Source organism: Streptomyces odonnellii (assembly GCF_000981895.1).
In the GTDB taxonomy this organism is placed as follows: Bacteria; Actinomycetota; Actinomycetes; order Streptomycetales; family Streptomycetaceae; genus Streptomyces; species Streptomyces odonnellii.
The window spans coordinates 1-13,640 of record NZ_LATD01000248.1 but is presented as its reverse complement, the minus strand read 5'-3'; the positions used below and the strand labels follow the sequence as shown (position 1 = coordinate 13,640).

The 13,640-nt window shown below is 69.4% G+C and carries 13 protein-coding genes; 7 read left to right on the top strand and 6 right to left on the bottom strand.

Translation table 11 applies throughout. The features are described from left to right. Positions 1 to 255 precede the first annotated feature (255 nt). On the bottom strand, positions 256 to 1,530 hold the full coding sequence (locus tag WH07_RS22545) for a glycoside hydrolase family 71/99-like protein (protein ID WP_046503010.1): 1,275 nt from the start codon (positions 1,528 to 1,530) through the stop codon (positions 256 to 258). Positions 1,531 to 1,882: 352 nt separating this feature from the next. Here WH07_RS22545 and WH07_RS22540 point away from each other — a divergent pair, with 352 nt between their 5' ends. The 3 genes from WH07_RS22540 (at position 1,883) to WH07_RS22530 (ending at position 4,330) form a co-directional block, all read left to right on the top strand. Further along, complete coding sequence (locus WH07_RS22540; protein ID WP_046503008.1) at positions 1,883 to 2,461, top strand: DUF5134 domain-containing protein; 579 nt, start codon at positions 1,883 to 1,885, stop codon at positions 2,459 to 2,461. 138 nt (positions 2,462 to 2,599) lie between these two features. Further along, positions 2,600 to 3,535 (top strand): M56 family metallopeptidase, encoded by a 936-nt coding sequence (locus WH07_RS22535; RefSeq protein ID WP_046503019.1) that lies wholly within the window; start codon positions 2,600 to 2,602, stop codon positions 3,533 to 3,535. Positions 3,536 to 3,616: 81 nt separating this feature from the next. After that, on the top strand, positions 3,617 to 4,330 hold the full coding sequence (locus WH07_RS22530) for a phosphatase PAP2 family protein (RefSeq protein ID WP_079023460.1): 714 nt from the start codon (positions 3,617 to 3,619) through the stop codon (positions 4,328 to 4,330). 26 nt (positions 4,331 to 4,356) lie between these two features. Here the strand turns inward: WH07_RS22530 and WH07_RS22525 are convergent, their stop codons facing one another. After that, on the bottom strand, positions 4,357 to 4,596 hold the full coding sequence (locus WH07_RS22525) for a hypothetical protein (RefSeq protein ID WP_079023459.1): 240 nt from the start codon (positions 4,594 to 4,596) through the stop codon (positions 4,357 to 4,359). A 259-nt stretch (positions 4,597 to 4,855) separates the two neighbouring features. Between WH07_RS22525 and WH07_RS22520 the strand changes: the two genes are divergently transcribed. Then, positions 4,856 to 5,437 carry a toll/interleukin-1 receptor domain-containing protein gene (locus WH07_RS22520; protein WP_232789017.1) on the top strand — a complete coding sequence of 194 codons (582 nt, stop codon included), beginning with the start codon at positions 4,856 to 4,858 and terminating at the stop codon, positions 5,435 to 5,437. A gap of 8 nt (positions 5,438 to 5,445) precedes the next feature. Here the strand turns inward: WH07_RS22520 and WH07_RS22515 are convergent, their stop codons facing one another. Then, positions 5,446 to 7,200 carry an SPFH domain-containing protein gene (locus WH07_RS22515; protein ID WP_232789016.1) on the bottom strand — a complete coding sequence of 585 codons (1,755 nt, stop codon included), beginning with the start codon at positions 7,198 to 7,200 and terminating at the stop codon, positions 5,446 to 5,448. Between the two features lie 150 nt (positions 7,201 to 7,350). Next, positions 7,351 to 8,781: a TIR domain-containing protein gene (locus WH07_RS22510; protein ID WP_046502995.1), complete on the bottom strand. Its 1,431-nt coding sequence runs from the start codon at positions 8,779 to 8,781 to the stop codon at positions 7,351 to 7,353. A 246-nt stretch (positions 8,782 to 9,027) separates the two neighbouring features. Here WH07_RS22510 and WH07_RS22505 point away from each other — a divergent pair, with 246 nt between their 5' ends. Beyond that, the gene (locus WH07_RS22505; protein ID WP_046502992.1) at positions 9,028 to 9,738 is read left to right on the top strand and encodes an HAD family hydrolase; all 711 of its coding nucleotides are present in this window, start codon (positions 9,028 to 9,030) and stop codon (positions 9,736 to 9,738) included. 427 nt (positions 9,739 to 10,165) lie between these two features. After that, a complete protein-coding gene (locus tag WH07_RS22500; protein WP_046502989.1) occupies positions 10,166 to 10,819 on the top strand; it encodes a TetR/AcrR family transcriptional regulator in 654 nt (217 codons plus the stop codon). Here the strand turns inward: WH07_RS22500 and WH07_RS22495 are convergent. Further along, entirely contained in the window at positions 10,795 to 12,291 is a 1,497-nt protein-coding gene (locus WH07_RS22495) for an LVIVD repeat-containing protein (RefSeq protein WP_046502985.1), read from the bottom strand. The genes WH07_RS22500 and WH07_RS22495 overlap by 25 nt on opposite strands. A gap of 173 nt (positions 12,292 to 12,464) precedes the next feature. Between WH07_RS22495 and WH07_RS22490 the strand changes: the two genes are divergently transcribed. Beyond that, complete coding sequence (locus WH07_RS22490) at positions 12,465 to 13,121, top strand: DUF305 domain-containing protein (RefSeq protein ID WP_408645895.1); 657 nt, start codon at positions 12,465 to 12,467, stop codon at positions 13,119 to 13,121. Positions 13,122 to 13,169: 48 nt separating this feature from the next. Here WH07_RS22490 and WH07_RS41310 read toward each other — a convergent pair. Further along, on the bottom strand, positions 13,170 to 13,640 hold a 471-nt coding region (locus tag WH07_RS41310; protein WP_269801382.1), incomplete at its 5' end, for a DUF6214 family protein.

Genomic DNA, 13,640 nt, shown 5'->3' with positions numbered 1-13,640 from the left:
CATCTTCCACGCGACGTTCACGCCCCGGCTGCGGGGGCGGGAGGGCCGGGCACGGCATCTGCCGGTGGGCTGAACTGCCGTGTGAGGAAGGCACATGGGCGGGCCGCCGGGTGGATTCCCGGCGGCCCTGTGGTGCTGTGGCGCGGTGGACTTCTGGTCCTGTGTCGCTGCTGTCCTGGGTCGCGCTGTCCTGCTGTCCTGCTGTCCTGCTGTCCTGCTGTCCTGCTGTCCTGCTGTCGTGCTGTCGTGCTGTCGTCAGACCCTCGGCCGCGTGGGCCTGGTCGCCGTAAGCCCGATCTGGCCCTTGAGCATCCGGCCGCCGTCACCCGTCAGCCGCAGGTAGTAGTCCGAGGAGCAGGAGGTCCCGTCCTCGTCCAGTGCCCAGATGCCCGACCCCGCCGGCACCTGCGCGGCGTTCTCCGCGGTCTTCGCGATCTGGTTTCCCTCGTTGAACTCGTCGAACATCGAGATGTAGATGCCCTGCGCCCCGAGCCGGACCATGTTGTAGAACTGGCGCCACATGAAGTCACCGTGCGCGCGGTGCCGTTCCTGGAGATCGCCCGGCAGCACACACGGCTGGTAGTCGATCCCACGGGCGTTGCACTCCGCCTGGTCGGGGGTGTTGACGTCGCGGAAGAACCGGTCGGTGTCGGCGACATTGGAGATCCGCCCGACCATCCAGGGCGAAATCATGTTGAACGAGCGGTACACGTCCCCGAATCCGGGCCGTGAGTCGTCGGTGCTGTTGCGCCAGTGTGTGGGGACTCCGCCGATCACATAGCAGCCCTGGGCCTTGAACCAGTCGACGACGTCCTTGCACGGCGCGGGCGCGAAGGGCCGGCCGGGGTCGTTGAAGCCGAAGCCCCAGATGCACACCACCGGCTTGCCGTTCTGCTTGGCGTAGGCGCTGGACGCGGTGTGCGCCCGCATCTTCGTCGTCCAGTCCTCCTTGATCTGGGACTGCATCGAGGTCCAGCCGGTGACGTCGTACATGATGTAGAACTTGCGGCCGTTGGCCTCGGCGGACTGCCGTACCTTCTGCGCCATGGCGTCCCGCGTGGGGCCCTCGGGGCTGTACGGGTTGAAGCGCTGGAGCGCCGCGGTGTCGCAGTTGTTCTCACGCATCCAGCGGAAGTGGGTGTCGACGGTCTGCTGGTCCCAGGAGGAGAACAGCGTCGCGGGCTGGCCGCCGTTGAGATTCGCGTAGGCGGTGCGGTAACCGCGGGAGTATTCCCGCATGTCCGGCCACGACTTGATGGTGGTATTGCTGGGCGAGGGCGGCTGGCTCATGTTCTGGCTCCAGTGCCACCAGCCATTGATGGGGGCGCCGTCGCCGGTGCAGGCGAACCAGCCCTGGTAGCCCACGGTGATTTTGCCGACCACGTCGCCGGGCGGGCTGGCGGCGGGCCCGAACCGGGCGCGGCGCCTGGGCTCCGCCGCCGCGGCACCCTGCTGGGCAGCGCCGACGCCGCCGAGCGCGGCCGACGCGGCCAGCGCGGACGCGAGGACCGACCGTCGTGACACATTCATGGAGGATTTCCTCCCACTAGATATCTGCCAGAAACGCGTAAAGTCCCCGGGGGTGGGGGGATTTACAGACGGTGGCAGCCCGCCAGGACCCCAAGGGCACGCATCTGAAAAGTAGCCGGGAGCCGTGCCCGCCACAAGCCGCGTGCGCCGGTAATTCGGCGGAAATTCCCATCACTTGTCAGTCGATTTTCTTTACGCTTTCCGTTTCCAGCGAAATGCGAATGAAGCTACGGCGGTTCGTGTCCGGCGCCCCTTCGCGCAGTGCGCTCCCCCCGTGTCCCTCTGCGCTCGTATGTGCCTCCACGGTGACGGGCATCACCTCCCCGACACCGTTGAACGGGGGAGGTGCGCGGTGCACGGACCGGCGCTGGCCGGCTGGCTGCTCGTCGCGCTCTGTGCGGCGAACGGGAGTTACTGTCTGCTGCGGATGCGCAGCGCTGTGGACGAACAGCGCCGGTGGGCCGGTACCGAGGCGCTGATGGGGTTCGGGATGGCGGCGATGGCCGTGCCGGCGGCCGTGGTGTCACCGCCCCGGTGGGTCTGGCTGGGGTACGCGACGGTGTTCGGCGCGACAGCGTTGTACGCGGCCGTACGGTCCCGGGACGCGGCCTACCGGGCGCACCGGACACACCATCTGCTGGGGATGCTGGTGATGGTCTATATGGCCGGGGCGATGGCCGCCGCGCCCGCCGGGGCGCACGGCTCGCACTCCGCCGGCGGGGCGCCACTGGTCACCGGGGTACTGCTGCTCTACTACGCGGGCTATGTGCTGTGGGCGGGCGGGCGCCTGCTGCCGCTGCCCGCGGGGGCGGGTCCCGGCGGTCCGGGTGCGGTCACGACGGCGGTGCCGTGGGAGGACAGGACCGAGCTGGCGCTGGTCTGCCGGCTGTCGATGGGGATCGCGACGCTGGCGATGCTGCTGGCGCTGTGACCAGGACGGTGCCGGGGCGGTCACCGGCCCGGACACCGGGCGGGCGCGGTAGACATGGAGCGCCCTAAAACGTGTCCTGGGTCACTTGCCCGGCAAGGACATACCGCTGTGTACTCCCGTCCTCATAGTCTGATGACCATGATGGTCTCCCTGGCGCTGCTGCTGCTCGGCGCACTGGCCGCCGTCGTCGCCCCGCGTCTGCTGGCGCGCGCCGACTGGCCGGAGCGCGAGCCCGTGGTGGCGCTGTGGGTGTGGCAGTGCGTCGTGGCCGCCGTCCTGCTGAGTTTCGCGCTCTCGATGACCTTCAGCGCCGCGGCCGCCTGGCAGGCCGTACGGGGCCATGTCTTCGCGCCCGCCCCGCGCGGGGTGGTGGAGGCCTACGCCCTCGGTTCGCACCGTCCCTGGTCGGCGCTGCTCGCCGTGGCCCTGGCGGGCGGCGGCGTATGGACGGCGGCGATGCTCACCCGGGAGATCCACCGGGCCCGCCGGCGGCGCCGGCAGCGCCGTGCGGAGCTGCTCGTACGCTCCCCTCTGCTGCCCGGTGAGAAGCCCGGGGGCGGGCCGCTGGTCGTCCTGGAGGGCGTGCGCCCCGGCGCCTGGTGGCTGCCGGGTGCCGCGCCCCAGTTGGTGATCACCACGGCCGCGCTGCGCAAGCTGAAGGGCAGCAGGCTCGATGCCGTACTCGCGCATGAGCAGGGCCACGCACGGGCCAGGCACGACTGGCTGCTGCACTGCTCGGCGGCGCTCGCGAACGGCTTTCCGCAGGTGCCGGTGTTCGCGGCGTTCCGTGACGAGATGCACCGGCTGGTGGAGCTGGCGGCCGACGATGTCGCCTCGCGCCGGTTCGGCCGGATGACGACCGCGCTCGCCCTGGTCGAACTGAACGAGGAGCGCGGGGTGTTCGGCCCCGGCACCGCCCCGGACGCGCAGCTTCCGCAGCGGGTGAACCGCCTCCTGTCGCCCGTACCGCGGCTCCCCGCGGCCCGCAGGCTGCGGCTCACCGCCGCCGCGGCCGCCGTCCCCGTGGTGCCGCTCCTGATCGCCTTCGTACCGGCGCTGCGCGCGCTGGGATAGCGTGGATCGATCCCCCGGCCCCGGTAACCCGAACGCCCGTACGGCTGGCTCGGCGCGCCGGTCGTCGGCGAAGATCTTCCCATGCGCCCGCAGTCGCTCTCTTCCGCTGCCTCATCGGATTCGCAGACGCCACCGCCGCCGCCCTCCGGCCCTTCGCTGCTCACCCCGGCCCGCACGGGCACTCTCCTCGCCTTTCTGCTGTGTCTGCTGGTCGCGCTGGTCGTGGCGGAGTGGGGGCCGTTGCTCTCCTTCGACCGGGCCGCCGCGCAGGCGCTGCACCGGCGGGCGGTGTCGGAGCCGGGCGTCACCTGGATCAACCGGGTGCTCACCGACTGGGCCTGGGATCCCTGGACGATGCGGCTGCTGATCGCGGTGGCGGTGGCCGTGGCGTGGCTGCGCGGCAAGCGGCTGCTGGCGCTCTGGGTGGCGGGGACGAGCGCGCTGGGCGCGGCCCTGTCCCATGTGCTGAAGTCCGCGGTGGGCCGCGAGCGCCCGCAGTGGCCCGACCCGGTCGACTCCGCCCACTTCGCCGCCTTCCCGTCAGGACACGCGATGACGGCGGCGGTCTCCTGCGGTCTGCTGCTGTGGCTGGCGCAGCATCTCGGGGTGGGCCGACGGGTGTGGCGTACGGCACTGGTCCTGGCGGGCGTCTCGGTGGCCGGAGCGGGCCTGACCCGGCTCTGGCTGGGCGTCCACTGGAGCGCGGACGTACTGGGCGGCTGGCTGCTCGGGGGCAGTATGGTCGCGTTCGCCATCGCGTCGTACGGCCGCCTGGCCCTGCCCCGGGAACGCTGACCCCGGCGACTACGCGACGCGGACCGTCAGCCCGGCAGCGGCTTCCACGTCTCGTCGCCCGGCCGCCGGCCCGCCGGCGGGTAGTCGCAGTCGATGCTGGTGACCTCCCGGTCCCCGTCCGATGAGTCGACCACGGCGACGCCTGTGCAGGCCCTGCCGTGCTCGTCGGTCCAGGTGACGGACTCCGTACGGTCGGCGCAGCCCGCGAGCAGCAGCGTGCCCAAGGCCATCAGCCCGGCGAGCGCGGTCGTACGACGAACCCTCATGCGATCCCCCGTGAAGTCGAACCTCGTGACACAGGACGGCCCACCCCGCGCCAACCACGTCTTCACCCTTGGTACCGGCGCCAGGTGAACGCGTAGCCAAGGGACCGTCACAAACCTGGGAGAGAAGTTCAGTCCCGGACCTCACAGCCGCCGGGACCGGTCGCCCTGCCCTGTGGCCGACGGAACGCGACGACAGTCACCGACGGCCTGTCCTCGCGGGCACCGTCGGGATCCGTCGCCGGACATTAGCCTGATGTCTGTGGATACGACAGGACTGCTCCTGAGCGCGGTCAGCACGCTCGCCGGTGTCGTCAGCGTCTACTTCGCCTACGTGGCGGTTCGCCACCAACTCTCCAGGCGCCGGCGCCGCCCCGTACCGCCGGTGCCACTGCCCGCGCCGACGCCGTCCGCCCCAGGCTCCGCGCGGTACGACGTGTTCGTCTCCTACGGCCGTGAAGATGCCGACTGGGTGCGTTCGTTCGCGGCACGGCTCCGCGAACGGGGTCTGAACGTGGCATACGACGAGGTCGTGAGCAGGCCGGGAGGGATCCGCGTGCACACGGTCGAGACCGCGATCCGTGAGGCGGCGCACGGGCTGCTGGTGTTCAGCCCGGCGTCGATGAACAGCGGTTGGGTCAGGCAGGAGTACGCCGCCCTGATGCAGCCGTCGATCGAGTCCGGTCGGCTGTTCATACCCGTCGTGGTGGGGGACGTGGAGTTGCCGGAGTTCGCCGCCACCCGGTATCTCGCGGACTTTCGCGGGGCGGGCGACGGTTCGGGGCACGACGGTGTGTATGAGCAGCGGATCGACGAGATCGCGCGGGCCCTGCGCCCGGGGTGAGGTGAGCTCTACTCCGTTCCACCGTCGCCGAACTCATGGTCCTGATCGGCCGGCGCGCTCTGCGGCAGGGCGGACTGTTCGGCACGCAGCTTCGCCCCGTCGATGATCTCCAGAGCACGCTGCATGGGCAGGTACTGCAGCAAGGACTCCGCGTCCCCGCTGACGATCTGCGGCACCTTCATGTGCTTGAGCTCTGCCAGGAAGAATTGCATGGCGATGGTGTCCCGGCCGAGAAGCTCGATCTTGCGCTCCAGCTTCACGACGTCCAGCAGTATGTGTTCCCGCTCGGCCGCGAGCTCGATCTGCTGGATCTCCGCCTTGATGTGGGCGCTCTTCTTCTGCTCCTCCAGTTCCTGGGTGTGCGTCTGTGCTTCGAACACCCTCTTGCGGGCCTTGTCGAGGTCATCGTCCAGGGATTCGAACTCGCCCAGGTTGGTGCTCGCCGCTTCGACGCCCCATCCGGCGAGGGCATTCCGTACCTGCGCCGCCAGGTCCGTACGAATGCTGGCGTACCGGGTGAGGAACTCCTCCACCGTGGACTCGGCGGCGATGCCGTTGAAGTACGTGTCAACGGCGCCACCGAGCACCCGCTCGACGAACCGCTGTACCGGGGCCGGGTTGTTGACCAAACCGCCCACCCCGGACGTCGATGAGTCACCGAACTCGCTGACCAGCCTGGGAGCGGCGGTCTCGGGGATGTTCAGCGTCTGCCGTAGCTCCACCTGGAGCCGGTGCCCCTGGACATTGACGCTGATCCGGTCGAGCGCCGCGTCGTAGTTGTTGTCCGACTGGGAACCGTTCTTGTTGCTCCAGTCCAGGATGAGCAGACGGGTCGGTATGAGTACGACGCGTACGAACCAGGGATTGAGCGCGTAGACAGAGCCCTCGCCGAGGGTCTCCTCCTGTACGCCGCGCCACCCTCCGTTCCCCAGGAACACCCAGGGCAGACGGAAGCTGCTGTGGCCCTTGACGATCGGGCCGACCCTGCGCTCCGCCCTGTCGGGCTCGGCACCGTCCAGAGTGATCACCACTCCGGCGTGGCCGACGGGGATCGCGATCTCTTTCAGTTGCCCGGCACCGAGGCCGTCCGAGCCTCCCCGGGCCGAACGGCCCACGCTGCCGTTGGTGATCACCTCGAAGAGGTAGGGATTGATGTCGTAGTGCGTGCCGCCTGTGAGGATCGCCAGTTGTCTGCCCTGTTCGCCACCGCCGAGCAGGAACGCCGGACCGTCCTGGAAACTGTCGCACTCCACATACCGGCCGAAAGGGCGGTCCGGTGGCCGGATGGCGCCGTCCTTGGCGATGACCAGTCCGACCGTGCCCGGTTCCACGTAGGTCCGGGGTACGACTTCGACCTGGAAGAGGGCGGTGTTGATGTAGTACGAGCTGTCGCCGCGGAGGAACGCGAGTTGCCTGCCCTGTTCGCCTCCCCCGAGCAGGAACGCCGGACCGTCCTGGAAACTGTCGCACTCCACATACCGGCCGAGGACCCGGCCGGGGGCACGCTTGGCGCCCTCGGTGGCGACAACGAGTCCGATGTGTCCCGCCGGAACATGGATCCGCGGTACGAACTCGACGCTGTGGATGAAGGGGGTGAGCCAGTGCAACCGCCCCGGCAGGAGAGCGCGTGCCTGTACACCGCGCGCGTCGTGAGGTGTGATCCTCCTGAAGCGCTGGTCCGGATGGGCCTTCCCGATCCTCTTGTGAACGATGCCGACATGGCCCGCGGGCACCACGCAGAGCCCCGCCCAGGGGACCAGCATGCCCGCTCCCAGTCCGGCCAGGCCGCCGGCCTGCCGTGCCGAACGCGGTGGCCCCTCACGTTTCGATCGGCCTGCCCCATAGATGATGACGACGCTCAGAACCACGATCACCGCGACGATCAACATCACCAGTAACAGGATCAAGGAGATTCATCCCCTCTCGCGAAGCCGTAGATGTACGGCGAGCACCGTCTCGGTCCACTGGTCGTACCAGTCCCGGTATTGCTCGCTCTGGGGGTTGCGCAGTGTCGGGAAGAAGGCGTGGTCCCCGGCCCTGCCGGTGAAGTGCTGGTACTTGGGCACGGTCTCGTACGGCGAGGAACGCCAGCCGTATCCCACGGAGAGTGCCATGAAATCCGAATGCCGACCACCGCCCACAGTGGCCCGGCGCACCTGCGCGCCGAAGCCGTGGGCCCCGCCCGAGAATCGCGACCAGAGGGCGTCGATCCCGGAGAGGAGGGCCTCGGGCAGCCGTTTCCCGTCGGACCGGCGCAGCCATCCGGTTTCAAGTCTGTCGACCGCTTCCAGAAGCAGTGTCGTCGTCAGCAGATCGGCGTGCTCGGTCTCGTGCTCGGCGAGCAGGGCTTCGAGTGTGAGCAGCGACCTGCGGGCGGGCGAGCGGACGGCGGGCACCGACGGCCGACCCGCCGGAAGCGACAGGACCGGCAGGGTTCGCGGTGCGGGAGGTTGCCGATGGGAGGCGCGGGAGCCGTGGGAGCGGTGGGAGTCGTGGACGCGGCGCAGCAGACGCAGGGCGTCCGGTCCGGGCAGATCACCGTTCCTGGCGTCGAGGTACCAACTGCTGGCGAGAAGGTAGTTGCGTTCTCCACGCAGCAGGACGGGGAAGAACTCGCGGCTGTGACGCTGCCCTTCGAGGATCTCCCTCGTGACGTCCTCGGACTCCTCGGCCTCGGGCGACATGAGGACGACGACGGCGAGGGCGTGCCGGAGCCGCTCCCTGATCGTCGAGATGTAGTTGTCGCCCCACTTGAGGTGTCCCAGAGACCATACGGGCAGGCCGGAGCCCGAGAGTTGGTCCACCAGCCGCTCCCCGTAGCCGGCGTCGGCGCGGGCGTAGCAGACGACGAACGCGGGCTGAGCGGACTCGGTGGGCGGCGGCTGCGTCCGAGGACGTGCGAGATCGAGTAATTCACTGTCCGTGTGGGCCTTGCGGACCTGTTCCTCTCCGCGCAGGAAGCCGGCCAGCTCGGCGGCCTTGGCATCGAACGCGGGCCCGCTCAGCTTGCGGAAGTCCACCCAGACCCGCGTCGCGGCGAAGCCGGGAACATCGGCGTCGCCGCAGAGCACCGGGATCAGCCGCAGCCCGCGCCTGGCCGAGGCCTGCACGAGCGCCGCGTATTCCTGCCGCGCCCACGGTTCGGTCATGGTGTGCGGGCCGACGACCTGAATTCCGTGCTTGGACGCGCGAATCGCCTCCTCGAGCTCGTGCACCACGATGTCGCCCGGCCGCAGGCTGCATCTGTCGAAGAAGACGCGCACGCCGTGTGCCCTGAGACGCTCGGCGAGCACACCGGTCCACTCGCCGTCATCGGCCCCGTAAGAGATGAATACGTCATACACCGTGTTTCCCCCGTAGAACGCACAGTGATCGCACTCTGTCACCCAAGGGTAACGAGAGAAGCCATTATGGGCGGTGAGAAGTACACAGGTCCACGTTGCGGTGGGCCCACGGCGGACGCGGGGCCAAGGGTGAGCGACAACGTGCCCCCGATCGGCGCCGTGATGACGGTACGTGCGGAAAGGCCGGTGCGAACCGGAGCCGCTCTGTCTTGTCCCGGGAGCGCTGCCACCGCGAGGATCTGATGCATGACCTTCAAAGGTGTGCTCTTCGATTTCTCCGGAACCCTCTTCCGCATCGAATCCGCCGGATCCTGGCTACGAGCCGTGCTCGACGAGGCGGGCGTGGCCCTGCCGCCCGACGAGGTACGGCGCTACGCGATGAAGCTGGCCGTGGCGGGCGCGCTGCCCGGCGGCTCGGAACCGGAGCGCGTGCCCCAGGACCTGGCCGCGCTCTGGGCCACCCGCGACGAGAGCGCAGAGAGCCACCGTGCCGCGTACACCGGGCTCGCCCGCCAGGTGAAGTTTCCCGGCCCGGGCCTGTACGACGCGCTCTACGAGCGCCATATGACCCCGCACGCCTGGCGTCCCTACGCCGACGCCGCCGAGGTCCTCGCGACGCTGCGGCACGGGGGCATCGGGATCGCGGTCGTCAGCAACATCGGCTGGGATCTGCGGCCCGTCTTCCGCGCGCACGGCCTGGACGCCCTCGTCGACGCGTATGTGCTGTCGTACGAGCACGGCATCCAGAAGCCCGACGCCCGGCTCTTCCGGGTGGCGTGCGAGGCGCTGGGGCAGGATCCGCACGATGTGCTGATGGTCGGGGACGACCGGAACGCCGACGGCGGAGCGGCCCAGCTCGGCTGCTCCGTGCACTTCGTGGACCATCTCCCGGTGGAGGAGCGCCCGGCGGGACTCCGCCCGGTCGTCGCGCTGGCGGGCCAGGGCCCGCTTCCGTAACGCTTCCCCAACCCCAGGAAGCCGTTACGTGAGCCGGGGCGCCCGGCACCTCTTGGCCCGGGCGCCCCTCTCCCTCTCGTACGGAACAGGACGCGTACGGAAAAACGGCGAAGCACGGCTCGTACGGATGCCTCGTACGGATGCCTCGTACGGAAAGAAAGGCGCGTGCCGTTCGGAAACCCGGGGCATGGCGAGGAAAGCGGGCAGCCGACAGCCCGGAAACGGGCGGCTCCGGACCGTGAAACGGCGCCCCCGGCAGTCCGAAACGGGCACCCCCGCGCTCCCCGGGCATGCCGAAGCCGCCTGCCTTGGACGATCCCCCGCGTCGCCCAAGGCAGGCGGCAGCCCCGCTGACCAGGCCTGAAGAGGTCTGCGACGGGACGCACTGAGTATATTGGCTGAGAGCCAGTCAACGCAGGAGTCAAGCATGTCCCCGCGGAGCCCATCGGTCAATGAAGAGTTGCGTCGGCGTTCCCGGGAGCGGCTGCTGCAAGCCACCGTGGAGCTGGTCGCCGAGCGCGGCTACGAGGCCACGACGCTCGCCGACATCGCCGACCGCGCCGGTTCGGCCCGCGGTCTCGTCTCGTACTACTTCCCGGGAAAGCGGCAGCTCCTCCAGTCCGCGGTGCACCGGCTGATGCATCTGACGCTGGCCGCGGCCCTGGAGCGCGAGCCGGCCACGGACGACGGGCGGGAGCTGCTCGCGCGGGCGATCGACGCCATTCTGGGGCTCGCCGCGGACAGTCCTGTCCTGATGCGGACTCATATGGCCGGCATCCTTCAGGCCCAGGGCTTCGTGCAGTGCCCCGAGCAGCAGCGGCTGGCGGCGCTGCTGCGCGACACGGTGACGCGATACGGATCGGCGAACCCGGACAGCGACTATCCGATGCTGCGCGCCCTGCTGATGGGCGCGGTCTTCGCGGTCCTGATCCCGGGCGCCCCGATGCCGCTGCCCCGGCTGCGCGCCGAGCTGTTCCAGCGCTACGGGCTGGACTGGGAACTCGGCGTTCCGCCGGGCGGCGAGCCGCCCGGCGGAACGAGTCAGGACATCACTCCTCAGTGGCCGGAGCCGGAGAAGTAGTCGGGCTGCGTCTGTACGTTCAGCTCGGGCAGCCGGACGCGCTTGGCCTCGTCCGTCCTGCGGTCGTTGAGCTGGAGCACGTCAAAGCCCTTGACGATGTCGTTCGAGTAGATGTAGCCGTTGTAGTAGTACGCCGACCAGGGGCCGGCGGTGGTGACCTGCGCGGTGGTGACCGGACCGCGCTCGAAGTACGCGATCTCCTTGGGCTTCGAGGAGTCGGTGAAGTCCCACACGGAGACACCGCCCTGGTACCAGGCCTGGACCATGATGTCGCGGCCCTTGACCGGGATCAGCGAACCGTTGTGCGCGACACAGACCTCGGTCGCCGCCTGCGGACGGTCGATCTTGTAGTAGCTGCGGAAGACCAGCTTGCGCCGGTCGCCCTTGCCGACGATGTCGTAGATGCCGTCGGCACCCTTGTTGGGACCGATCTCGTCGTTGCAGGTGGCGGCGCCACCGCCGCCCAGCTCGTCGGTGAAGACGACCTTGTTGGCCTTCTGGTTGAAGGTCGCGGAGTGCCAGAACGCGAAGTTGACGTTGTCCTGGACCCGGTCGATCACCCTGGGGCGCTCGGGGTTCTTGATGTCGAAGATGATGCCGTCACCCATGCACGCACCGGCGGCCAGGTCCTTCGACGGCAGCGCGGTGATGTCGTGGCAGCCGGTGGTCGCCGAGACGCCCGGGTTGGTGGGCGCGCCCGGGTTCCCGCCGTCCGGGAAGAGGTTCGGGAAGTTGACGACCGCCGCCTTCTCCGGAGACTTGCGCGGCACCTTGATGACGGAGATTCCGTCGTGCGGCGGCTGGCAGTCCGGGAAGGTGGTGCTCGGCGAGTACGACGAGACGTAGATGTAGACGTCCTTGCGCTCCGGCACCAGCGTGTGGGTGTGCGAACCGCACGCGGTCTCGACAGCGGCGACGTACTTCGGGTTGCGCTTGTCGCTGATGTCGAAGATCTTCATGCCCTCCCACGACTCTTTGACCGTCGCGGACTGCGTGACGCTCGAGCAGGAGTTGTCGCTGCGCGAGGAGTCGGTGGAGAGGAACAGGAGATCGCCGGAGACGGATATGTCGTTCTGCGATCCCGGGCAGAGCACCTGGGCGACGGTCTTGGGAGCCTTCGGGTTGCTGATGTCGAAGATCCGGAAGCCGTCGTAGTTGCCGGAGAAGGCGTACTTCCCCTGGAACGCCAGGTCGGAGTTGGTCCCCGCGATCAGGTCCTTGGGGATGTTGACGAGGTGCTTGATGTTGTCGCTGTGGACGATCTCGTCCACACCGGGCACTTCGCCGTCCTGGATGGCTGCTCGCACCTCGGCGGCCTGGGCCGAGGAGACCTTCTCCGCGGCCGGGGCGTCACCGGGGTCGGGGGTGGCGACCGCCGGTCCGGCGGTCAGGAGCGTGGCGAAGAGTCCGGCCGCGGCTGCCGCCACGCCCAGACGTCTGCGCCGCACGCGGGTGGTGTGCAACGAGGTCACTGCGTCCTCCCTTGTATCCGTTCAGGGTGAACGGGTCACGGACCTGGGCAGTATCGTCCTTCTCATGTACATCTCAACAGATGGCAACAGAGACGTAATAAAAGTTTTTGATCAGGCGAACACCGAAGCGTGCTAGGAAAGTTTCACCACATCATGTGTCGCAGGAGGTCACCGTGTTGATCCACCACAGGAGCCGGCATGCCCGCCGCGCCGCCCTCACGGCGGTGGCCGCCGTCGCCGTACTCGCCCTGGGGGCCTGTGACTCGGGGGACGACGGGGCGGCGAAGGCGAAGAAGGACGAGCCGGTGGTGGTCGCGCCGGGCAAGCCGGGCGAACCGGCGAGGACGCTCTCGGCCGAGGAGGCCGTGAAGGCGGCGCCGGACAACACCCCCAACTCGGCTGATCTCAACTACGCGCAGATGATGATCGTCCATCATGGCCAGGCGCTGAAGATGACCGATCTCGTGGCGGCGCGCGCCGGCTCCGAGGCGGTGAAGCGGCTCGGGGAGCGCATAGCCGCCTCGCAGAAGCCCGAAATCGAGTCGATGAAGGGCTGGTTGAAGAGTCAGGGCGGGGCGAAGCAGCAGCACGGCCATGACCACGCCACGATGCCCGGGATGGCGACGGAGGCCCAACTGGCCCAGTTGCGGGCGGCGAAGGGCAAGGCGTTCGACGAACTGTTCCTGAAGCTGATGACCGTTCATCACCAGGGGGCGATCACCATGGCCACCGAGGTGCTCACGGACGGGAAGAACGTCCTGGTCGAGGAGATGGCGAACGAGGTCATCGCCCAGCAGACGGTCGAGATGAACCGTATGCGCTCGATGTGAGTGCCGGGGTGGGCGCGGTGCGGCCGGCGGGCCCGGGGCGCCGGTGGATCAGCGGCGGTGGTGACGTGGCGTCAGATGGCCCTCGTCGCGGGCGCCCGCGATCAGCTTGAGCGACTTGCGGCGGCTGAACCCGGTGGCCGACATCACCGCGAGCACCGGGTCCTGGCCGGCCTGCTGGGCCGCCCGGTAGATCTCGGCGACACTGCGCCGGGCGGCGCTGCCGCGTGGCAGGGAGGGCCGGGCCCGGTGGCGTCCCGACGAGTCCCGCTCACGCTCCGGCTCGGCCTCCGGCTCAGGCTCCGGCCCCCGCTCGGGCTCGGACGCCGGTTCCTCGCAGGGCTCGGCCGATACGGCGGGGGCGTCGGCGGCGGAGGCGTCGGCGTCGGCGCTGTCGGCGGCGGGCGCGCCGTCCAGGGCCGGCGCCACGGGTACGGGATCGCCCACGGCGGGGACGTCGGCAGCGGGACCGCTCGGGACCGGGTCGGCCTCCGCGGGCGGGTCGGGCGCGTACTCCTGGGC

Coding starts and splice junctions, on each gene's coding strand:
- WH07_RS22545 (WP_046503010.1), bottom strand. CDS start 1,530: ATGAATGTGTCACGACGGTCGGTCCTCGCGTCCGCGCTGGCCGCGTCG.
- WH07_RS22535 (WP_046503019.1), top strand. CDS start 2,600: ATGATGGTCTCCCTGGCGCTGCTGCTGCTCGGCGCACTGGCCGCCGTC.
- WH07_RS22530 (WP_079023460.1), top strand. CDS start 3,617: ATGCGCCCGCAGTCGCTCTCTTCCGCTGCCTCATCGGATTCGCAGACG.
- WH07_RS22525 (WP_079023459.1), bottom strand. CDS start 4,596: ATGAGGGTTCGTCGTACGACCGCGCTCGCCGGGCTGATGGCCTTGGGC.
- WH07_RS22515 (WP_232789016.1), bottom strand. CDS start 7,200: ATGCTGGTCCCCTGGGCGGGGCTCTGCGTGGTGCCCGCGGGCCATGTC.
- WH07_RS22505 (WP_046502992.1), top strand. CDS start 9,028: ATGACCTTCAAAGGTGTGCTCTTCGATTTCTCCGGAACCCTCTTCCGC.
- WH07_RS22500 (WP_046502989.1), top strand. CDS start 10,166: ATGTCCCCGCGGAGCCCATCGGTCAATGAAGAGTTGCGTCGGCGTTCC.